The sequence below is a fragment of the Streptomyces tsukubensis genome (genome assembly GCF_003932715.1).
Taxonomy (GTDB): Bacteria; Actinomycetota; Actinomycetes; order Streptomycetales; family Streptomycetaceae; genus Streptomyces; species Streptomyces tsukubensis.
In genome coordinates this window covers 7,190,592-7,211,417 of the sequence record NZ_CP020700.1, presented here as the reverse complement: position 1 = coordinate 7,211,417, position 20,826 = coordinate 7,190,592, and the positions used below count along the sequence as shown (strand labels likewise).

The following is a 20,826-nucleotide window of genomic DNA, read 5'->3' as shown; positions in this document are numbered from 1 at the left end:
CACAGCACACCGCGCGCCACAAACACCCGGACAGCACGAAGGAAAGACCGAGAAGGGCAAGAACCATGAACCAAGGACTCACCGTCGCCTTCCTGGGCATCGACGGGATCGGCAAGAGCACCCTGTGCCGGGCGTTCGAGGAGCGCGCACGGGCTGCCGGAGCGGAGGTGGTTACGGTCACCTGGCGTTCGGCCTTGGAGGAGACCGCCACCCCGTGGCCGGCCGTTCCCCTTCAGCAGCTGTGGCTGGAGTCCTTCCGTACCCTGTACGGCGGCGGGCTGCGGGAAGGGCAGCCGCTGGACATCCCCCGCGGCTACGACGTCTGGGACGCGCAGCAGTGGGAGCGCCACCTCGCGGCCGAGCCCGTCATGCACAACCGGGCCTCCGGAGCACTCGCGGCGGCCTTTGTGGAGATCGCGGGCAACATCATCCTCGCATCCGAGGTGACCCGCCAAGCCGTGGCCCGGGGCGCTGTCGTGGTCCAGGAGTCGTACCCCATCAAGCACGTCCTGAAGGAACTCGCGGTCGCCGACCGGCTCGCGCTCCAGGGCAGGGAGGAGGGCGACCCGGCGGCTGCAGCTGTGGGTTCGCTCGCCGGCACTGTCCGCGGACTGCTCGACGTGATCTTCAGCTCGTCACTGTTGCGCCCCGACATCGGCATCCTCGTCGACGGCCCCTCCGCCTACGCCTATCGCTGGCGCACCGCCCAGAACGGCGCCGTAGGCGCGCTGGAGGACTACGGACCGGCCGGCGAGCGCAGCGAGGAGTCGTTCAGCCGTATGCAGGACGAGACGGCGAAGCTCTTCCGGGAGTACGCGGATTCCCTGGGCTGGACCGTCCACCAAGTCGACCACGCGGGGGTGGAAGCCAACACGGAACGCGGCCTGGCCGCGTTGTGCTCCCACCCGAAACTGGCCCGGTACTTCGGCCAGGGGTAGCCGGCTGACCCAACAGCAACCGTGACCACCACTGACCACGCGAGGCGGTCGAGCAGCTCGGGCGCGCGCAGAGAGGAATCCTCGATGGAGAGGTTCGACGTTATCGGGGTCGGAGTGGGGCCCTTCAACCTGAGTCTGGCGGCGCTCACGCAGCCCGTCGACGGGCTCACCGCACGGTTCTACGACGCCAAGCCGCAGTTCCAGTGGCATCCGGGACTCATGCTGCCGGAGGCGGAGATCCAGGTCTCTTTCCTCAAGGACCTTGTCACCCTCGTGGACCCGACCAACCCCTTCACCTATCTCAACTTCCTGGTGCACGAGGGCCGGATCTTCCGGTCTGCGGTCGCGAACGGGATGAGCAGCTCGCGTCAGGAGTTCGAGCAGTACTACCGCTGGGTGGCCCGGCAGCTCCCGTCGGTCCGCTGGGGGCACAAGGTGAAATCGGTTTCGCTGAACGAGGGCAGCTTCGAGATCGAGTGCGAGAGCGGGGAAGTCGCGCAGACGGCCACGCTGGCCCTCGGCTCCGGCCGGACGCCGTACCTGCCCGACTTCGCGGCTGTCCTGCAGGGCGACCAGGTGTTGCACTCCAGCGACATCATGACGTGTCGGCCGGCCACCGCCGGCAGGCGCGTCATGGTGGTGGGCGCGGGCCAGAGCGGCGCGGAGGTGGTCAACTACCTGCTCGCCGACGACGCGGCTCTGCCCCAGTCCCTCACCTGGGTCTCCAGCCGCGCCGGCTTCCTGCCGATCGACGACTCGCCCTTCACGAACGACTGGTACACGCCCTCCTATGTCGAGCACTTCCACTCCCTGGATGCCGAGCGGCGCTCCCATCTGCTGAAACAGCAGCGCCTGTCCAGCGACGGCATCTCCGAGGACCTGCTCCGGCGGATCTACCGGCGCCTCTACCAGCTCGGCACGGTCGCCGACGGCCTGCTGGAGCACCGGATCGTCGCCAACCACCGCGTGCTCGACCTCGCCCGCGACGGCGATGCGCTGACCGTGACCCTGCACGACGACGACCGTGGACGCACGGCACGGCGAACAGAGGACATCGTCATCTTCTGCACCGGCTACCGCGCCGACTTCCCGGATTACCTGGAACCACTGCGCGAGCGGGTCACGGTGGACGGCCAGCGCTTCGAGATCCGCGAGGACTACTCACTGGAGTGGGACGGACCCGAGGGCCTGCAGATCTACGTCCAGAACTTCGCCGAGGAGTCACACGGCATCGCGGACCCCAATCTCAGCCTGGCGTCGTGGCGCAGCGCACGCATCGTCAACTCCATCGTCGGGGGCGAGCGGTACCGTCTCGGCCGACTTTCCGGTTTGGCCTCGTGGTCGCTTTCCTAGAGGTTGTCTACAGATGTCACGCCCACATCGGGAGGGCAGTGAGGAAGACGGCCGCCTGCAAAAAGCCGGCGGGCTCTGTACCAGTGTCCGCACAGTCCCGCCTGCCCCGCGACGCCCGGCACGCTCACTCTCCCCCTGTGCCCCTCGGGGCGGGTGGGGGTACTCCCCCTGCGTTGTCGGGATGTCCCGAGTACTCTCCCGCAGAGCTGCGGGAGCCGCAGGCCCCGTCCCTCGGACGGACGGCGCCACTCTGCGGACACGCCCCAGCGGGTGACAACGGCCCCGTCACGCCGTGGGAAGGCCGAAGCACCGTTCCACCACGTTTGACATGCGTGGGCCGGGGCCGGTTGGCCCTACAGATCCGGAACACCGCACGATCCCGTCGAGAACCGGGCGGTCGTCCTGCCGTCTCCGACCCTGCCATCCGGGAAGGCAGCGGCTGCAGGGAGGACCCACACCGCATCCGAGGCCTACTGACGATGCATTACTTCCACCTGTTTCTCCGTCAAAGAGCCTGTGAGGGCGGGCCTTACGGCATATGAGCGCCGGCCGGGGTCTCTCACCACACGACAACTGGAGCACCGCATGACCCCGCAGACACCGGCGGACACCCGGGTAATCCGGGTCCTCCTCGGGTCGACCGTGCTGTCAAAGGTCGCGGACTGGCAACTCGGCATCGTGATCCCGCTCGCTGTCCTGGCGGAGACCGATTCGGTAGCCATGTCGCTGGTCTCGTTCGCGATGCGCGGCGTCAGCTACGTCGCCTCACCCGTCATCGGCTCCCTCATCGACCGGTTCGACAGGCGTCGCATTTTTGTTCTGGCCCAGGTCCAGCAGGCGGTGTGCCTGGTGCTGCTGGCCGTCTTCATCTCCCATCCGGTCAGCGTCTCCGCGCTGGTGCTGGTGTCGGGTCTCGGCGGTGTCGCAAGCTCGATCACCGGGCAGTTCGTGCTCATCCCCGCCTTGGTGAGCGCGCCGGCCCGGGCTCTGGCAGTTGCCAAGCTGAACTCCGCCATTGAGTTCTCCAAGGTGATCGGGCTGTTGGCCGGGGGCACGGCCTTCTCGCTTCTGGGGCCCGCCGCCACGTCCCTGTGCATAGCCCTGCTCTATCTGGGCGCCGGATCTGTCGCCGCGCTGCTGCCTCCGGTGCCGGGCAACGAGGAGAAGACGGCTCTGCGCCGGGACCTGACCATCGGATTCCGCTGGGTCGCCAAACCGGAGATCCTCTGGCTCGTGATCACCATGTCGATGACCAACATCGCGATCGGGCAGCTGGAGCCCGCACTGATCACGCAGTTCGCCGACCGGCAGATCAACGTCACCCTCATCTCGGTGCTGATGGCGATCGGCCTGTTGTCGGGTGCGGTGGCGAGCCGCCTGGCGCCGAGGATCCTCCCCGGATGGGGCCCCGAGCGGCGAATTCTTGCTTGGCAGGTGGTGGGGCTCGCCTCTCTGACCCTGGTCGCGACGCCGTGGACACCCGTCCAGGTCGCCGGCTTCATGATCGAGTGCTTTGCCGTCGCAGGGAGCAACGTCGCCTCCATCACCTACCGGCAGGAGACGATTCCCGTGGAGGTCGCCGGCCGGGCCAACGCGACCATCCGCATGTTCATCACCGGTGCGGTGCCGCTGTCGGGCTTCCTCTTCGCCTGGGCCAGCCATCTCGGTGGATACCGGTTCTGGCTGCCGTCGCTGGCCATCTGGGCCCTCGCCGTCGTGATCTGGGCGGTCTACACCCGGCACGGCAATCGGCTGAAGGAGCCGGAGGCGGCCGCAACGGGCTGAGCGGCAGAGAACACGAGCGCGTCAAGGATAGGGACACACATGGAGATCATTGAGCAGGACGACCTCGTCATCGCGAAGGTCACGCGTGACGACGTCGAGCACGATGCCCGCGCGGTGGCGGAACTCTCCGTCGACGTGGTCCGGCTCCACGACAACGAGGATCCGGATCCCGCCGTCCTGGACCGCCTCGGATTTCTGACCCGTCCCCGCTGGGTCAACTGGCTGGCACCACTCGGCGCATCCGAGGAGGAGTTCACCGCCCGGGTATCGGGCACCGAGCGGCGGAACATCCGACTGGGCCGCCGAGCCGTGCAGGAGGGAGGGCTGCGCCTGAGCGTCCGGTCCGGACTGACCGAGGAGGTCTTCGAGGAGTTCCTGCCCGTGTACGACGCGCAGCTCGCGGGTATGGCGCGCGGCAAGGACTACGCCCGCAGATTCCGCACCCGTCTCCTCGACAACGGCGACGAGTACATGAGCGTCTTCGTCTACGACGGCCGGAAGGCGGTCGTCACCTCGATCTGGTGGATCCGACCCGGGGCGTCGGTACTCCAGATGCGCTTCTCCGCGGCCGCGCCGAGCGCGCGGGCGAGCCGGGTGATGCGGGCCGCCTACGCGGAGGCGTTCCGCTTCGCCCGTGAGCACGGCCTGTCGTACGCGTCCCTGGGCAACGATCCGTCGCTCTTCGGGCACGTGGTCCAGCCCGGACTCTTCAATTTCAAAAGCCGACTGGGCTTCTCCGCAGTCCCGTCCGCGATGCTCGACCCGCATCTGGGGGGTGTCACCACTGATCGCTTCGTGAGCCTCCGTGCGTTGTCCGACCCGTCCCTCGTGGTGACGGTGGACCCCACTGCCACCGCGCTCCCGACCTGGCCCGATGCGGCCCCGAGCCTCGACCTGGTCCTGCTCTCCCGCAGCCCCTGCGATGCTGCCGGAACCTTCCGCACCGAGGGCTTCCGCAGCAGCCGGACGATGGTGATCCAACGGTAGTACTCGGCCCTGAGCCTGCCGTACCCGGCGAAGGCGTGTCGTGGTCCGACGCGCGCAGTGGGCGCGAATCGAACCGCTGCTGCCGGACCGGACACCCCGGCGGGGTGGCGGGTGGCGTGACCGTCGGCAGGTGATCGACGCGATCGCCTTCAAGTACCGGACGGGCACTCCGTGGACGGACCTGCCCGAACGGCGCGGTTCGTGGAAAGGCGCCCGCAGCAGGCTGCGGATGTGGGCGCTCGACGGCACGTGGGAGCGTGTCTTCGCCGCGCTCCTCGCCGAGGCCGACGCGGAGTACCTGGACCGGGTCGTCTCGGTGGACTCCACGATCGTCCGTGCCCACCAGCACGCCGCCGGGGTCCGTCACAACGGGCCCCGGCCGGCGAGCCGCCCGTCATGCCCTCGGACGGTCCCGCGGCGGACTGACGACGAAGATCCACCTCGCGGCCGACGGCCGGTGCCGCCCGCTCGCATGTCACCAACGTCCCGGGACAACACACCTGGACCTCGTGGTCCCCAACTGGTCCCCAAGAACAGCGAAAAGGCGGCACCGGATTACTCCGATACCGCCTGCGACCTGCGAAAACACAAGTCGGGACGACAGGATTTGAACCTGCGACCCCTTGACCCCCAGTCAAGTGCGCTACCAAGCTGCGCCACGTCCCGTTCGCTGGCCCCGCCGCCGTTGCGGCCGGGCTTGCAGGGAAGACTTTACCCCACTCGGCGGGTGGGTACGGCCGGTGGCCTGCGGGCGGGTGGGGGTTTCGGGGAGAATTCCGAACGTGGACAGGGCACCGAGAGACCGGGACAGTGAAGGGCGCGCCCGCAGTGCGCGGCCCCGGGACGGTTTGGGGCGGCCGTTGCCGTACGGGCGGGCGGGGGTGGCGCGCCAGGACGAAGGGGTGGTGCGGGCGCCGCGCGAGACGCTGGAGACGGCGCAGAAGCTGCTGGACGAGGGGAAGCCGTTCCACGCGCACGAGGTGTTCGAGGATGCCTGGAAGTCGCGGCCCGAGCCGGAGCGCGATCTCTGGCAGGGGCTGGCCCAGCTCGCCGTGGGGCTGACGCACGCGGCGCGCGGCAATGCTCAGGGCGGGGTGACGCTGCTGCAGCGCGGGGCGGAGCGGATCGCGGGTTACGGGGATCCGTACGACGTGGACGTGTCGGGGCTGACGGCCTGGGCCCGGGACCTCACGGAGCGGCTGGCCCGCGGGGGCGCGCCGGTCGATCCGCGGGCCGAGGCGCCGCGGCTGACCCTCACCTGAGGCTGCGAGGCTGAGAGGGGTCCGCCTGCGGCCGGGGGAAGGCCGTGAGGGAGACTCTGCGGGTGAGGAAGATTTACGTGATCGGCATCGGGGCGGGCGACCCCGATCATCTGACGCTCCAGGCGGTCAAGGCGCTGAAGGCCGCGGACGCCTTCTTCATCCTGGAGAAGGGCGAGGTGAAGGCGGACCTGACCGGGCTGCGGCGGGACATTCTCGACGCCCACCGGGAGCCCGGCTCGTACCGTCTGGTCGAAGGCCGGGATCCGGAGCGGGACCGGGAGACCTCTGAGTACGTGCGCGCCGTCGACGACTGGCGTGTCCGCCGGGCCGATCTGTTCGAGCGGTTCATCGCGGACGATCTGGGCGACGGCGAGTGCGGGGCGTTCCTGGTGTGGGGCGATCCCGCGCTGTACGACTCCACCCTCGGGGTCCTGGAGGAGGTGGCGGCCCGCGGCACGGTCCTCTTCGACCACGAGGTGGTGCCGGGCATCAGCTCGGTGTCGGCGCTGCTGGCCCGCCACCGGACCGGGCTGAACCGGGTGGCCCGCCCGGTGCAGATCACCACCGGGCGGCGGCTCGCGGAGGGCTGGCCGGAGGGCGTCGACGATGTGGTGGTGATGCTGGACGCCCGTACCGCCTTCACCCGCCATCTGGACCAGGACGCGTACATCTACTGGGGTGCGTACGTCGGTACGGCGGACGAGATCCTGGTGCAGGGGCGGCTCGCGGAGGTTTCGGAGCGCATCGAGCGTCTGCGGGCGGAGGCCCGGGAGCGCAAGGGGTGGATCATGGACACGTATCTGCTGCGCAGGGGCTGAGGCGATACGACGGCCTTCGTCGCCACCGGCGGGGGCTATGCCGTGCGGAGGTCGTTCTCCCACGGGCTCCACCGGCGCTCCGGGTCATGGCCGTCCCCGGTGGAGTACGTCCGCTCGCCGACGGTCACCGTGAGGACGTCCACCCGCCAGAAGTAGAGCCACCGCTCCACGGTGATGGCGGCCCGGCGTGTGAAGACCGCCGTCAGGAGGTCCGGCAGATCGGCCGAGGGGATGCACTCGAACATCCAGCGGTCCAGGAAGAGACGGACGTCGGCGGCGTCGGGCCCCGCGCCTTCGAAGACGATCCCCACTGCGGAGCCGCCCAGCTCGCCGTCCCAGTCGGCCAGCCAGCCCGGTCCGCCGGTGGCGTACACCTCGAAGCGGGGATCGGTCGCGCCGAGGGCCTCCAGAGCCCGCGCGACGCGCGCCACGACGGGAACCTCGTCCGGGTAGGGGGTGTGTGTGCCCCTGCCGCGCCGGCTCACCTCGCCGGGCTCACCGACCTCGTACGTCCCGTACTCCCCGGATGCGTCCGGGGCGTTTCCGTTTCGCTCCCCCGTCATCTTGGGCCCCTTCCTTCCGCTGCGGCCCCGGTGCCCCGGGCTGCCCGCCGTCCCGTTGGCAGGATCCCACAGGCGGGCGCCGCCGCCGCGGCGGCGTGAAGCGGGGAAATCCCCTGGTGCTGATGCAACCTCCGGCTCGCGTCGACCGTCCTCCGGAGACGACGAATGCCCGCGCGTCGTCGCGGTTCTCACGGGGTGTCAGCAGACCTGTCGGCGGATGGACCTGCCGCAGGCGAACTGCGGCGCACGGCGAACCACGGGGAACGGCCGCGGGCGGTGAACGACGAACGAGGAGATCACCGTGATCCGTGTGACGCGCATCGTCACCGCTGCCGCAGCGGTGCTGGCGCTGGCGGCGGCGACGCCCGGGACGGCGACCGCCCGGCCGCCCGATGCGCGGGCGGTGACCGCCCCCGCTCCCGGCGCTCCGGGTGCCCTGCCGCCCGACTGGCGCTGGATACCCCCGGCGGCCGGTTCCGCCGGAGGCGGCCGTCTGGTGTGGACCGCGCCGGAGCCGGTGCCGGTCGGAGACGCGCGGATCGCGTTCTTCGCCGGGGAGCGGCTTCTGGGCCATCCGCGGGCCGACGCGGCCCAGCGGAGGTTCACCCTGGAGCTCGGCGAGTCGCCCACGGGCCTCGGCGACGATCTCCGGGTGATAGCCGCGGGCCGCAGGCTGGACGCGGCGGGCCGGGCGGCTGCCGCGGCCGAGGCCCGCCGTCAGAGCCCGCCCGCGGCGCCGCCCGCCGCCCCGGGGCCGGTGAACGCCGTCGATCCCGGGCTCCCCGGCCCGTACCGTACGGTCTCCGGCGAGTACACCCTGCCCTCCGTACGGCTCCCCGGCTATCCCACCGCGGTGGAGATGCGGGGCACCGTCGTCTCCCCCGTGGGCGCGCCCGGCAAGCGCCCGGTCGCCCTGTTCCTGCACGGCAGGCACGCCACCTGCTACAACGCGAAGGGCGCAGCGCCGCTCGTCTGGCCGTGCCCGCGCGGCACCCGGCCGATCCTGAGCCACCGCGGCTATCTGCACACCCAGAAGCTGCTCGCCTCGCAGGGCCATGTGACGGTCTCGATATCCGCCAACGGCATCAACGCCCAGGACAACGACACGATGGACCTGGGGGCGCAGGCCCGTTCCTCCCTGGTCCGCCTGCACCTGGCGCGCTGGGCGGCGTGGTCGCGCGGCGGGACGGCGCCGGACGCGGTGCGCCGGGCGGCTCCGGCCGATCTCTCCCGGGTGCTGCTCGTCGGGCATTCGCGGGGCGGCGAGGGCGTCAACCGTGCCGCGCTCGACAGCCTCCACCGGCCTCCGGCCGCCGAGGACGGCTACCACGGCCCGGTGAGCTGGACGATCCGCGGTACGGTCCTGATCGGCCCCACGATCTTCGGACAGAACCCGGCGCCGGACGTGCCCTCGCTGACGCTGCTGCCCGGCTGCGACGGCGATGTGTCCAACCTCCAGGGCCAGATCTACGTCGACGGCGCCCGCGGCTCCGGCAGCGTGACCGCGCTCCACAGCGCGGCGTATCTGATGGGGGCCAACCACAACTACTTCAACAGCGAGTGGACCCCGGGCCAGACGAAGGCCCCGGCGGAGGACGATTTCGGCTCCTTCGACGGGCCGGACCGGGTCTGCTCACCCGGTGCGGCGCCCCGGCTGACCGCGACCCAGCAGCAGAAGGCCGGCAATACGTACATAGCGGCGGCGGCCCGGCTGTTCGCCGGGGGTGACGACCGGGTGCGTCCGCTGCTGGACGGCTCCGGGCGCAGCGCGCCGTCGGCCGCGCCCGCCCGGGTGTTCACCCACGCGGTCGGCGGCCACCGGACGCCCGTGGTCGTACCGGATCCGTCGGTCGCCGTGACCGGCGGCTCGGTGTGCCTGCAGATCCCGGCGGAGCACACGTCCGGCTGCCAGGACCGGGATACGACGGACTGGAACTCGGCGCACTTCGCCCGCTGGAAGGTCACGCCGGAGGAGGGCCGGTACGCCGTGACGGCGCGCTGGGCTGCGTGGTCGCGCAGCGGAACGCCGCCGGTGCGCATGACCGTGCCGGACCCCGTCTCCGTGGCGGGCTCCGAGGCGCTGGCGCTGCGGATCGCCGTCCCGCCCAACACCCGCGACAACCGGATGGACGTCGCCGTCACCGACACCTCCGGGCGGCGGGCCGTCCTCGGCGGGGTGCGGATCGACGGTCTGCCCGGGACCGGGCGGATCACCGCGCACTGGGCCCGTGAGGTGCGGGTCCCGCTGACGGCGGCGAACACCGCCGGGGTGGATCTGAGGAACATCCGGGCGCTGGAGCTGGTACCGCGCAGCATGCGGGGCCAGATCTGGCTGATGGACGCCTGGGGCTGGCGTCCGGGCACGCCCGCCGTGCAGAACTCGGAGCTGCCCCGGGTCGACCTCGGCATGCTGACCGTGCAGGAGGGCGATGCGGGCGTACGGACCTACCGGGTGCCGGTCACGGTCTCCGGCAAGGGCAGCGGCCAGGTGCGGCTGTTCGTGCCCACGCCGGACGGCGAACAGGTGGTCTCCGAACTGGTGACGGTCGCGCCGGGCACGGCTGCCGTCGATGTGTCGATCACCGTCGAGGGCAATACGCGTTACGGCAACGACCTGTCCCGTACGGCATACGTCAAGGCGGTGCGGAACGCGGCCGTCGGCTCCGACAGGGGGCGGGTCCTCGTCGAGAACGACGACCCGATGCCGACGATCAGCATCGTGCCGGTCTCCGACAGCGTCACCGAAGGCGCCGCCCTGACCTGGCGGCTCTCCCTGTCCGAGCCCGTCGACACGGGGTACTTCGCGGCCAATATCGGGATCGCGCCGGTGACGGGCGGGAGTCCCGAACTGTCCACCCGGGACGTGGATCCGGTCTGGTTGGGTGAGCAGTTCTGGGCATCGCCGTCGCCGGAGCGCCCGCTGTCGAAGACCTGGCCGGCGTACACCTCCTTCGTTGCGGAGTTCCCCGTCGGCGGCACCGAGATGGACATCACCGTGCCGACGGTCGCGGACGCCGAGCGCGAACCGGTGGAAACCGTAACGCTGGCACTGCTCGACGAGGACGGCAACGGTACGGGTCCGGAGGTGAGGGGCACGGTGCGCGACGCGTCCTGACCCGTCCTGACCCGTCGGCGGGGTAGCCGCTCCACCGGGGACCGGCTACCCCGCGATCGCCGCCGCGATCTGCCGGGACGTCTGCGCGGCGACCCTCGGGTTCACCGCGGCGTAGTGGCGGTACGCGTTCAGACCCGTGGCCAGGGCCCAGCCCCGGCCGCGGGTCCACATCGCCTCGTCGGCGCCGAGCGCGGCACGGAACACCGGCCGGGTCCGGGGCGACAGCAGGGTGAAGGCCATCATCAGGTCCCGGGCCGGGTCCCCCAGGCCGAGGCTGCCGAAGTCGATGACGGCGCTCGGCCGGCCGCCGCGGGTCAGCAGATTGCCGGTGTGGAAGTCGCCGTGGAACCAGACCGGGGGGCTCTGCCGGGCCGGTGCCGCCAGGGCCGCGTCCCATACCGCGGTCATCGCCGCCGCGTCGAACACTCCGCCGGTGGCGGCGATCGCCGCCCGGGTGGCACCGTCCAGGGCGGCCAGTGGCTCCGCAGTGAGCGCGGGGTCCCGCAGCGCCTCCGCACCCTCCGGGCCCGCGGGGGCGAACCGCTGGAGGGCGGTGAGGAAACCGGCCAGCGTCTCGGCGGCGGCCGCCGATTCCCCGATGCCGTCCGGGGTCGCCGTGTCACCGTCCAGCCAACGGGAGACCGCCCACGGCCAGGGATATCCGAACCCGGGCTCGCCGACGGCGACCGGTACGGGGACGGCCAGCGGCAGGTGCGGTGCGAGGCGGGGCAGCCAGGTGTACTCCTTGGCGGCCTGCCCGACGGCCTCCTCGTGCCGCGGCAACCGGACCGACAGCTCCCCGCCGAGGCGGAAGATCACGTGATCGGAGCCACCGGGTTCGACGGGTGCCAGCGGCAGACCGGACCAGCGCGGGAACTGGTCGTCGACCAGTCGCCGGGCGAGTGCGGCGCCGATCGCGGGCCGGGTTCCTCCGGTTGTCGCCTGTGCCACCACGGTCTCCCCGGGTATCGGCCCGCGGGCGGCGGGCGGTCGCCGTCCATCCCAGCCGACCGCGCCGGGGAGCGTCGAGCCGTTTTCCGTACACGCACCCCTCCGGCCGAGGGCCCCAAAAACGTTGGCACGTGTCGACGGGCGCGTTGTACGTTCCGCGCTCGTGACCAGTGAACCAGCAGTGCAGGAGTCCGGTACGGCGCCCGGTGAGGGGCTGTTCTCACGGCGGTACGGTGCCGCGACCGCCACCTTCGCCGTGGTGATGTTCCTGGAGGGCTTCGCGGCGCTCGCGGTGCTGCCGACCCTGCCGCTGGCCGCCCGTCAGCTCGACGGGGTGTCGCTCTATCCCCTGGTGGCCGGGTGCTTCGTCGCGGCGAGCCTGATCGGCGGGGTGATCGGCGGCAGTTGGGCGGACCGTTCGGGGCCGCACCGGCCGCTCGCAGCGGGGGTCGGTATGGCGGTGGTCACCCTGCTGGTCTCCGGTACCAGCACCACCGTCTGGCAGCTCGCCGCGGGCCGGTTCCTGGAGGGAATGGCCGCGGGCATGGTCGCGGTGGCCGTCAACACCGCCATCGCCCACTCCTTCCCCGACCGGCTGCGGCCCCGTGCGCTGGCGTTGATGAGCACCTGCTGGATCGTTCCTTCGCTGATCGGGCCGCCGATCGCGGGTCTTGTGGTGGCCTGGTCGTCCTGGCGGATGGTGTTCCTGGGTCTGGCGATGCTCAATGTGCTTCCGGCCCTGGCGATCGTCGTGATGCTGGTCCGCCGGGCCCGGGCCGCCGCACCGGCGGAGGGGAAGTCCCCGGAGAAGGGGCCCCGGCCGCCGCTGCTGATCGCGACCGCGGTCGCCCTGGGCGCGGCGCTCGGCCAGTACGGCGTATCGGACTGGGACGTCCTGCATCTGGTGTGCGCCGGGACCGGGTTGGTGCTGCTGGTGGTCTTCGCCCCGAAGCTGCTGCCGCCGGGCACCTGGCGGGCCGCGCCGGGGCTGCCGGCGACGGTGCTGCTGCGCGGTCTGGCGTCGGGTGCCTACTTCACCCTGGAGGCGTTCGTTCCGCTGATGCTGGACTCCGAACGCAAGGTGCCGCCGGTACAGACGGGCATCGCCTTCACGGGCGCGGCACTCCTCTGGGCCGCCGGTTCCTGGCTCCAGGGCCGGTGGCCGGCGCACTGGCCGCGCCATCGCACCGTCACGGTCGGCGCGCTCGTCATGGTCGGCGCCATGGTCGTCGCGGTCGCCGGGGCGTTCCCCGCGACACCCCCGGCCACCTCGGCGGTCTCCCTGGTCGTCGCGGCCTTCGGGATGGGCATGCTGACGCCCACGGTCACCCTGCTCTCCCTCAGCCACAGCCCGCCCGGCCGTCAGGGCTATGCGGGCAGTGCGCTCCAGACCACCCAGAACCTCGGCCAGATCGCGGTGATGGGGCTGGCCGCCGCCCTGTTCAACGCGGGGCTGAACTCCCCGGTCGATCCGCTGTTCGCGTTCGGTTCGACCTTCGCCCTGCTGCTGGTGTTCCCGCTGCTCGCCGCCGTCCTGGCGGGGCGCGCCCGGGAGTCCTGACGCCGCTGCGCTCAGGCACCCGGTCCGGCGGTGTCCGCTGCTCCGGCGGCCCCGTCCGCCGTACCGCCGCTGCCGTCGGTGCCGTCGGTGCCGTCGGTGCTGTTGGCGGATTCCTTGACGGAGAGCTTCAGTTCACCGTCGGCCGCGTCGGCGACGACCGTGTCGCCGGGGTCGAGGCTGCCGTCCAGGAGCAGCGTCGACAGGCGGTTGTCGAGTTCCGTCTGGAGGGTGCGCCGCAGCGGCCGGGCGCCGAACTCGGGCTGGTATCCGCGGTTGGCGAGGAGTTCCTTGGCGGGTTCGGTGACCTCCAGGCCGATGTGCTGGGCGTGGAGCCTGCGCCGGCTGCGGTCGAGCAGCAGGTCGACGATGTGGACGAGGTCGTCACGGGTCAGTGCGTGGAAGACGATGACCTCGTCGACGCGGTTGAGGAACTCGGGGCGGAAGTGCGCCTTCAGGTCGCTCATCAGCTCGTCCTTGATGGCGGCGACCTCCCCGTGGTGCGCCAGGATCCGCTGGGAGCCGATATTGCTGGTCATGATGACCACGGTGTGGCGGAAGTCGACGGTACGGCCCTGGGCATCGGTGAGCCGGCCGTCGTCGAGGACCTGGAGCAGCAGGTTGAAGACGTCCGGGTGGGCCTTCTCGACCTCGTCGAAGAGGACGACGCTGTACGGTTTGCGGCGCACCGCCTCGGTGAGTTGTCCGGCCTCTTCGTAGCCGATGTAGCCGGGGGGCGAGCCGACGAGCCGGGAGACGGTGTGCCGCTCCTGGAATTCGCTCATGTCGAAGCGGACCATCCGGTCGGCGTCGCCGAAGAGCAGCTCGGCCAGGGCCTTCGCCAGCTCCGTCTTGCCGACGCCGGTGGGGCCGAGGAAGAGGAAGCTGCCGGTGGGGCGGTCGGGGTCGCCCATTCCGGCCCGGCCCCTGCGGACGGCCTGGGAGACGGCGGTGACGGCCTCCTCCTGGCCGACGACGCGTTCGTGGAGGGAGTCCTCCAGTTTGAGCAGGCGTTCGCGTTCGGTCTCGGTCAGCTGGGAGACCGGGATGCCGGTACGGGCCGAGAGCACCTCGGCGATGTCGTCGGCGGTGACGCTCGCGGTCTGTTCCCGTTCCCGGCCCTGCTCGCCGATCTCCTTCTCGGTCTGCCGGATCCTCTCCTTGAGGGACCCCGCGCGTTCGTAGTCCTCGGCGCCGACGGCCTCGTCCTTCTCCCGGCGGAGCTTGGTGAGCCGGTCTTCGAGGTCCGCGGAGGGGGAGGGTCCGCCGACGTTCCGCAGTCCGACGCGGGCTCCGGCCTGGTCCATCAGGTCGATGGCCTTGTCGGGCAGGAAGCGGTCGGTGAGATAGCGGTCGGAGAGCGCGGCGGACGCGTCGAGGGCCTCGTCGGTGAAGCGGACCTGGTGGTGGGCCTCGTAGGAGTCGCGCAGCCCGCGGAGGATCTCCACGGTCTCGTCGACGGTCGGCTCGGGCACCATCACGGGCTGGAAGCGGCGTTCGAGCGCGGCGTCCTTCTCGATGTGCTTGCGGTACTCGTCGATGGTGGTGGCGCCGACGACGCTGAGGTCGCCGCGGGCGAGCGCGGGCTTGAGGATGTTCCCGGCGTCCATGGCGCCCTCGCCGCCCCCGCCCGCGCCGACGACGGTGTGGAGTTCGTCGATGAAGAGGACGATGCTCTTGTCGGCGGCGGTGACCTCGTCGATGACCTTCTTCAGCCGCTCCTCGAACTCGCCGCGGTACTTGGAGCCGGCGACCAGTCCCGGCAGGTCCAGGGAGACGACCCGGCGGTCCCGCAGGGCCTTCGGCACCTCGTCGGCGACGATCCGCTGGGCCAGGCCTTCCACGATCGCGGTCTTGCCGACGCCGGGGTCGCCGATGAGCACCGGGTTGTTCTTGGTGCGGCGGGAGAGGACCTCCACCGTCTGTTCGATCTCCTGGGCCCGGCCGACGACCGGGTCGAGGCGTCCGCCCCTGGCCTCTTCGGTGAGGTCGCGGCCGTACTGGTCGAGGGTCGGGGTGTCCCCGCCGCCGCGGGGGCCTTCGGCGTTCCGCCCGGGTGCCGGGCCGCCCAGGGCCCCGGAGGGGACGCCTTCCGAGCGCAGGGCCGTGCCCAGTCCGGAGCGGGGGTCGTCGGCGAGGGCGGCGAGGATGTGCTCGGGGCCGATGTAGGAGGCGCCCGCGGCCTGGGAGCGGGCGTGGGCGGCGAGGAGGGCCCGTTTGGCGGCCGGGGTGAGGGAGGGTTCCTCGTCGCCGCCGCCGGAAGGGAGGGTACGGGCGACGTCCTCGGCGAGCCGGTCGGGGTCGGCTCCGGCGTGCTCCAGCACCTGCCGCCCCGCGGGCACCTGGGTCGCGGCCCAGAGCAGGTGCGGGGTGTCGAGGTCGGATCCGTCCCGGGCCGCGCGGGCGCCGGCCGCCGCGAGCAGTTCGTGCGCGGAGTCGCTGAGCAGCCGGCCGATGGGCACGCGCTGGACGGCGGGCGGGGAGGCCGCGGGGCTCATCCCGAAGAACCGGTTGAACAGGTCGGAGAACGGGTCCCCGGACCCGAAGGGCGAAGTCGTCACGGTGATCATCCCTCCGCCGGGCGTCACCGGGCCGGGGTCCGCCCGCCGGGCGCCCACCGCATCGTTTGTGCCCGTACCGGCACCATTGTTCCCTTGTGTCCGGGGTCCGGCGACCGGAGCGGGGCGGCCGTGGGGCCGTCCGGGGAGGCCCGGTACCCGCTGCGGTCAGCGTCCGCCGGATCCGGGCTCCGCCCCGTACCCCATCTGTGCCGAGAGCCGTCCGACGGTCTCCAGCAGTGCCTCGGCGCAGCGGCCGGCCTCCTTCCGGAAGCGTTCGCGGGGGCCGCTGATGCTGATCACTCCGACGGGGTGGCCGTGGTGGTCGAGGACGGGGGCGGCGACCGACGAGGAGCCGGGCTGCCGTTCGCCGCTGGAGCGGGCGTAGCCGCGGCGGCGGATGGCCGCGATGTCCTTCCGGAGGGCCGCCGGGTCGGCGGGGGTGGCATCGGTGAGCCGGGTCAGCGGGGCCCGGTCCAGATAGGCGGTGATCTCGTCGTCGGGCAGGAACGCCAGAAAGGCCTTGGAGGACGCGCCCGCGTGGAGTGGATAGGGCACGCCGAGCCGGACCGCCATGATGACCTCCCGGCTGGGGGTGACCTGGTCGACGTAGACGCGGCTGTCGCCGGTGCGGATCGACAGGGTGGCGGTCTCGTCGCTGAGCCGGGAGAGCCGGGTCAGTTCGGGGGCGGCGAGCCGGCGGACGTCGATGCGGTCGAGGTAGGCCAGGCCGAGGCGCATGGTGGAGAGCCCCAGCGCATAGCGGCGGGTGTCCTCGTCGAGTTCGACGAGGCCGCGCAGCCGCAGGGAGGTCAGGATGCGGTGCACGGTGGGCTTGGAGAGGCCGAGCCGGTCGGCGATCTCGGTGACGCCGAGGGTGATGGCGCCGGGTTCGGCGAAGAGCAGCAGGACGTCGGCGGAGCGTTCGACGGTGGACGCGCTCTGGCTGCCGCCCGCGGAACCCCGGGGCGCGGCCCGGGTACCGGAGGCGGCTGTGCTGTCGGTGGTGGTGGCTGTGGCGGCTGTGGTTTCGGTGGTGTCGGTCGGCATGCGCGTCCCCTGCCCGTGGAGCGGTCGTGGTCTGGTGTCCGGGCGGACCCCGCACCGGGCGGCGGGGTGCCGCCCGGGTCCCGGCCGGACCGGCACGGCGCCCGCCGCGGCGGTTCCGGGCCGGCCGGTGAGATTCCGATGATAGGAACGCGGTTCCGCCCCAGGGGCCGCGGGGTGTCAGTCGAACAGCGCCCGGGTATCGGGCGCCGTGGGCAACGAGCCTACGGCGTGCGCGAGTTGCCGGGCCCGTTCCGGGGTTGTACCGCGCTCCGCGTTCAGCCGGAACTTGGTCAGCAGCTCGGCCCGGCTCAGCGGATGGCCGGGGCCGCCGCGGGAGGAGTCGACCCGTTTCTCCAGCAGGGCCCCGCCGCGGGTGCGGACCCGCAGGACGGCCGCGAAGGCGGTGGGGAAGATCTCGCTCGCCCGGTCGTCGGCGAAGCAGGTGACCCGCGCCGCCAGGGCGAGCCTTCCGGGGTCGCCCAGGGTTTCGGGGGTGAAGTCGTCGAGGTGGACGCCGAGTCCGCCGCCGCCGAGGAGGGCGGTGGCGACGGTGAAGGGTCCGGAGAACTTGGCGTGGTACGGGGTACGGGGGCGGACCTTCTCGTCCCGGGGCTCGGCCACGGTCCGCAGGGTGGGAGCGGGCAGGCCCAGTTCGGCGGAGGCGATGTCACCGGGGTCGAGGCCTTCGGCGCGCAGGGCCAGGGCGCAGTCGACGGCGGGGTGGGTGAAATGGTTGGAGGGGTAGGGCTTGTAGACCGTCCGCAGCGTCTCCCACCGTTCACCGAGCCCGCCGAGCAGGGCTTCCGTATCGCAGGTGCCGTCCAGCCAGGCCCGGAAGAAGCCGAATCGTCCCTCCAGGACGGTCGGCGGGCCGGTGATCCCGGCGTGGGCGAGGGCCGCGGCCATCACACCGGAGTGGGCCGCCCAGCCGCAGTGGATCCGTTTGACGGTGCCTCCGGTGCGGTTGGCCTCCAGAATGCCCGAGCCCATGCTGGCGGCGATCCCGAGGGCGTCGGCCACGCCCTGTTCGTCGAGTCCGTAGAGCAGGGCGACGGCGGCCGCGGCGCCGAGGGTGCCGCAGATGGACGTGGCGTGCTGGCCCTTCTCGAAGAAGAGGGAGTTACGGATCCCGGGGACGTACGACGCCATGCCGAGGCGGTTGCAGATCTCGATACCGGCGGCGACGGCCGCCGCGAGCCGGGCTCCGCTCGCCCCGGTCTCCTCGGCGGCGGCGAGGGCGGCGGGTACAACGGAGGCGCTGGGGTGCAGTACGGACGGCAGATGGGTGTCGTCGAAGTCGAGGGTATGGGCGAGAGTGCCGTTGACCAGGGCGGCCTGGGCGGCCGGGAGCCGGCCGGCCTCCCCGAAGAGGCTGGCCCGGGGGCTGCCGCCCATGGCGCGCACGGTGTCCAGCACGGCCTCGGCCGGGCCGCCCTCGGCCCGCCCGGCCAGACAGTTGCCGACGACGTCGAGGACCCGGCCGGTCACATCGGCGGCGACCTCGGGGGGCAGTCCCCGGTCCCGGCAGTCCACGGCGAACCGGGCGAGCTGCTGGACCGCGGTACGGGGATCGGTCGACGCGCCGGGCTCCGACGCGGTCCCGGTCCCGATCGCGTTCGCTGCCGTACGGGAGTTCCCGTTCATGACCGGTTACCCCCGTCCGTACGGGGGCCGTCCGTCGCGGCGGAGCCTCCCGGTGGCGCCGGAGGGGCTGGAGCCCCCGGGGCAGGGCCGGGGTCGGGGAGCAGGGCCAGCGGGCGTACCGGCGCTCCCGTCGCACCCACGACCGGCAGCGGATTGAGCACCAGGGTGAACTCCCGTACCCCGCTGTCGAGCAGTTCGTCGAGCTTCATCGTCTCCACGATGTTGACGCCCGACTCGACCAGCAGGATCCGGTGGACGGGCAGGGTGGCGTGCCCCTGTCCGGGCGCGAGGTGCTCGAAGGCGATGGTCTCGCCGCCCACGGCCCGGGGGCGGTGCCCGGCGAGCCAGCGGCCCGCGGCCTCGCCCGGCCCCGGCACCCCCTGCTCCCGGCCGATGAAGGCGGTGGCGTCGGCCCAGTGCCGGGACCAGCCGGTGCCGATGAGCAGGACGTCCCCGGGCCGGGGTTCGAGTCCGGCAGCCGCGCGTTCCAGGTCGCCGGGGGTGATCTCGTACCCGGCGGGGAGGACCGGCACTCCGTGTACGGCTGCGATGTCGAGGAGCAGGGCCCGTCCCACGTACGGTTCGAAGGTGTCGATGCCGAGTGCGTCGAAACCGAGATGGTCGCTGATGTCGGCGGGGCGCAGTCCGCCGTACAGGAGTCCGTCCTGCGAGACATGGGCGAGGGCGTCGACATGGGTGCCGACATGGCCTCCCATGACGATGATCTCGTTGGCGGCCGAGCCGCCGTCGGGGCGCAGCAGATCGCCGTGGCGGCGTTCCAGGGCCATCCGGAACGGGGGGTGGTTGGGCGACTGGGGCATGCCGCGCCGCAGGGGCTGGGCGAGGTCGATCGTACGCATCGTCAGATGACGCCCTTCGCATGGAGTCGGTCGAGATCGTCGGGGCCGAGGCCGAGCCGTTCGCCGTAGACCTCGGCGTTGTGGGCTCCGACGGCGGCGCCGGTGCTGCGGATCGACCCGGGGGTATCGGAGAGCCGGAAGAGGACGTTCTGCATCCGCAGGGGTCCGAGGTCGGGGTCGTCGACGGTGGTGACGGTGTCCAGGGCCCGGTACTGGGGGTCGTCGAAGACGTCCCGGATGTCGTAGACGAGGGCGACGGCCGCCTGGGCCGCTTCGAAGGCGTCGACCACCTCGGCGGCGTCGCGGGCGGCGATCCAGTCACCGACGTGGGCGTCGAGGAGGTCGGCGTGGGCGGCGCGGCCCGCGCCGCCCGAGAACCAGGGTTCGTCGATGACCTGCGGATGGCCGACGAGCCTCATCACGCGTTCGGCGATGTTCTGGGCGCTGGTGGAGACGGCGACCCAGCGGCCGTCCCTGGTGCGGTAGGTGTTGCGGGGCGCGTTGTTGACGGAGCGGTTTCCGGTGCGTTCCTGGACCCGGCCGAGCTGGTCCCAGATCATCGGCTGGGGCCCGAGCAGGGTGACCAGCGGTTCGATGATGGCCAGATCGACGATCTGGCCGCGGCCGTCGCCTTGGCCGGTGTCCCGGTGCCGTAGCGCCATCAGAATCGCGTTGACGCAGGTCAGTGCGGCGATTCCATCGGCGAGGCCGAACGGTGGCAGGGTGGGCGGCCCGTCGGGTTCACCGGTGGCGGCGGCGAATCCGCTCATCGACTCCGCGAGGGTGCCGAAGCCGGGCCGGCGGGCGTAGGGGCCGAACTGGCCGAAGCCGGTGACCCGGGCGATCACCAGCCGGGGGTTGATCCGCCGGAGCTCCTCGGGGGCGAGGCCCCAGCGCTCCAGGGTCCCCGGGCGGAAGTTCTCGATGAGGACGTCCGCGTCGGCGGCGAGCGCACGCAGCAGCTCCGCGCCTTCTTCGGTGCCGAGATCGCAGGTGACGGCCTTCTTGTTGCGGCCGAGCATCTTCCACCAGAGGCCGTGTCCGTCCTTGGCCGGGCCGTGGGTGCGGGACGGGTCGCCCTTGGCGGGGTGTTCGACCTTGATGACCTCCGCGCCGAAGTCACCGAGGACGGTGGCCGCGAGGGGGCCCGCGAAGAGGGTGGCGAGGTCGAGGACGAGGGTTCCGGCCAGGGGGCCCGGGGGGTGCGGCGGCCGGGTGCCCGGGGTCCGGGCCGGTTCGGGGGGCGGTGGTGGGGAGTCGTGGTCGTGGTGGGGCTGCGGTGCCGGTCGTGCCATCGGTCCTCCCGCGGTCGGAGCTGTTCCTGTGGAGCGGGCCCGTTCCGGTGAGCGGAACGCTGTTACGAATTCTCGTTCACGACCCTGGC

15 protein-coding genes, 1 tRNA gene and 1 pseudogene are annotated in these 20,826 nt (G+C 72.0%); 9 read left to right on the top strand and 8 right to left on the bottom strand.

What is annotated here, in order from left to right; all coding sequences use genetic code 11:
- The first annotated feature begins 65 nt into the window (after positions 1–65).
- The 5 genes and pseudogenes from B7R87_RS30005 to B7R87_RS33880 form a co-directional block, all read left to right on the top strand.
- A complete protein-coding gene (locus B7R87_RS30005) occupies positions 66–938 on the top strand; it encodes a hypothetical protein (protein ID WP_006345254.1) in 873 nt (290 codons plus the stop codon).
- An 84-nt stretch (positions 939–1,022) separates the two neighbouring features.
- Positions 1,023–2,291 carry a lysine N(6)-hydroxylase/L-ornithine N(5)-oxygenase family protein gene (locus B7R87_RS30000; RefSeq protein ID WP_006345255.1) on the top strand — a complete coding sequence of 423 codons (1,269 nt, stop codon included), beginning with the start codon at positions 1,023–1,025 and terminating at the stop codon, positions 2,289–2,291.
- A gap of 585 nt (positions 2,292–2,876) precedes the next feature.
- On the top strand, positions 2,877–4,076 hold the full coding sequence (locus B7R87_RS29995) for an MFS transporter (RefSeq protein WP_006345256.1): 1,200 nt from the start codon (positions 2,877–2,879) through the stop codon (positions 4,074–4,076).
- A 39-nt stretch (positions 4,077–4,115) separates the two neighbouring features.
- Positions 4,116–5,063, top strand: a complete 948-nt coding sequence (locus tag B7R87_RS29990) for a GNAT family N-acetyltransferase (RefSeq protein ID WP_006345257.1) — start codon at positions 4,116–4,118, stop codon at positions 5,061–5,063.
- A 40-nt stretch (positions 5,064–5,103) separates the two neighbouring features.
- Positions 5,104–5,554, top strand: a pseudogene (locus B7R87_RS33880) (IS5 family transposase); the annotation flags it as partial.
- A gap of 101 nt (positions 5,555–5,655) precedes the next feature.
- Here B7R87_RS33880 and B7R87_RS29980 read toward each other — a convergent pair.
- Positions 5,656–5,729 (bottom strand) — tRNA-Pro (locus B7R87_RS29980).
- A 215-nt stretch (positions 5,730–5,944) separates the two neighbouring features.
- On the opposite strand from B7R87_RS29980, the gene B7R87_RS29975 reads away from it, so the two are divergent.
- Together B7R87_RS29975 and cobF are read left to right on the top strand one after the other, a co-directional pair.
- On the top strand, positions 5,945–6,325 hold the full coding sequence (locus tag B7R87_RS29975) for a DUF309 domain-containing protein (RefSeq protein ID WP_233168961.1): 381 nt from the start codon (positions 5,945–5,947) through the stop codon (positions 6,323–6,325).
- A gap of 62 nt (positions 6,326–6,387) precedes the next feature.
- Positions 6,388–7,143: a precorrin-6A synthase (deacetylating) gene (cobF, locus tag B7R87_RS29970; protein WP_040913124.1), complete on the top strand. Its 756-nt coding sequence runs from the start codon at positions 6,388–6,390 to the stop codon at positions 7,141–7,143.
- 35 nt (positions 7,144–7,178) lie between these two features.
- On the opposite strand, the gene B7R87_RS29965 is transcribed toward cobF, so the two are convergent.
- Entirely contained in the window at positions 7,179–7,706 is a 528-nt protein-coding gene (locus B7R87_RS29965; protein ID WP_006345261.1) for a hypothetical protein, read from the bottom strand.
- 301 nt (positions 7,707–8,007) lie between these two features.
- On the opposite strand from B7R87_RS29965, the gene B7R87_RS29960 reads away from it, so the two are divergent.
- Positions 8,008–10,821 carry a hypothetical protein gene (locus B7R87_RS29960; protein WP_130584760.1) on the top strand — a complete coding sequence of 938 codons (2,814 nt, stop codon included), beginning with the start codon at positions 8,008–8,010 and terminating at the stop codon, positions 10,819–10,821.
- A gap of 45 nt (positions 10,822–10,866) precedes the next feature.
- On the opposite strand, the gene B7R87_RS29955 is transcribed toward B7R87_RS29960, so the two are convergent.
- The gene (locus B7R87_RS29955; RefSeq protein WP_040913129.1) at positions 10,867–11,772 is read right to left on the bottom strand and encodes an aminoglycoside phosphotransferase family protein; all 906 of its coding nucleotides are present in this window, start codon (positions 11,770–11,772) and stop codon (positions 10,867–10,869) included.
- Between the two features lie 163 nt (positions 11,773–11,935).
- Here B7R87_RS29955 and B7R87_RS29950 point away from each other — a divergent pair, with 163 nt between their 5' ends.
- On the top strand, positions 11,936–13,333 hold the full coding sequence (locus B7R87_RS29950; RefSeq protein ID WP_045852756.1) for an MFS transporter: 1,398 nt from the start codon (positions 11,936–11,938) through the stop codon (positions 13,331–13,333).
- A gap of 11 nt (positions 13,334–13,344) precedes the next feature.
- On the opposite strand, the gene B7R87_RS29945 is transcribed toward B7R87_RS29950, so the two are convergent.
- The 5 genes from B7R87_RS29945 to B7R87_RS29925 all read right to left on the bottom strand — a co-directional run bounded on the left by B7R87_RS29945 (position 13,345) and on the right by B7R87_RS29925 (position 20,737).
- Complete coding sequence (locus tag B7R87_RS29945) at positions 13,345–15,891, bottom strand: ATP-dependent Clp protease ATP-binding subunit (protein WP_045852757.1); 2,547 nt, start codon at positions 15,889–15,891, stop codon at positions 13,345–13,347.
- A gap of 165 nt (positions 15,892–16,056) precedes the next feature.
- The gene (locus tag B7R87_RS29940; RefSeq protein ID WP_006345266.1) at positions 16,057–16,938 is read right to left on the bottom strand and encodes an IclR family transcriptional regulator; all 882 of its coding nucleotides are present in this window, start codon (positions 16,936–16,938) and stop codon (positions 16,057–16,059) included.
- Between the two features lie 177 nt (positions 16,939–17,115).
- Positions 17,116–18,582: an MmgE/PrpD family protein gene (locus tag B7R87_RS29935; RefSeq protein ID WP_006345267.1), complete on the bottom strand. Its 1,467-nt coding sequence runs from the start codon at positions 18,580–18,582 to the stop codon at positions 17,116–17,118.
- Positions 18,579–19,442, bottom strand: coding sequence for a cyclase family protein (locus B7R87_RS29930; RefSeq protein WP_130584759.1), 864 nt, complete (start codon positions 19,440–19,442; stop codon positions 18,579–18,581). Before B7R87_RS29930 ends, B7R87_RS29935 begins: the two co-directional genes overlap by 4 nt.
- A 2-nt stretch (positions 19,443–19,444) precedes the next feature.
- Positions 19,445–20,737 (bottom strand): CaiB/BaiF CoA transferase family protein, encoded by a 1,293-nt coding sequence (locus B7R87_RS29925; RefSeq protein WP_006345270.1) that lies wholly within the window; start codon positions 20,735–20,737, stop codon positions 19,445–19,447.
- Positions 20,738–20,826 lie beyond the last annotated feature (89 nt).

Bases quoted from the DNA above. Each gene is read 5' to 3' on its own strand.
- B7R87_RS30005 (WP_006345254.1), top strand. From the start codon at position 66: ATGAACCAAGGACTCACCGTCGCCTTCCTGGGCATCGACGGGATCGGC.
- B7R87_RS30000 (WP_006345255.1), top strand. From the start codon at position 1,023: ATGGAGAGGTTCGACGTTATCGGGGTCGGAGTGGGGCCCTTCAACCTG.
- B7R87_RS29995 (WP_006345256.1), top strand. From the start codon at position 2,877: ATGACCCCGCAGACACCGGCGGACACCCGGGTAATCCGGGTCCTCCTC.
- B7R87_RS29990 (WP_006345257.1), top strand. From the start codon at position 4,116: ATGGAGATCATTGAGCAGGACGACCTCGTCATCGCGAAGGTCACGCGT.
- B7R87_RS29965 (WP_006345261.1), bottom strand. From the start codon at position 7,706: ATGACGGGGGAGCGAAACGGAAACGCCCCGGACGCATCCGGGGAGTAC.
- B7R87_RS29940 (WP_006345266.1), bottom strand. From the start codon at position 16,938: ATGCCGACCGACACCACCGAAACCACAGCCGCCACAGCCACCACCACC.
- B7R87_RS29935 (WP_006345267.1), bottom strand. From the start codon at position 18,582: ATGAACGGGAACTCCCGTACGGCAGCGAACGCGATCGGGACCGGGACC.
- B7R87_RS29930 (WP_130584759.1), bottom strand. From the start codon at position 19,442: ATGCGTACGATCGACCTCGCCCAGCCCCTGCGGCGCGGCATGCCCCAG.
- B7R87_RS29925 (WP_006345270.1), bottom strand. From the start codon at position 20,737: ATGGCACGACCGGCACCGCAGCCCCACCACGACCACGACTCCCCACCA.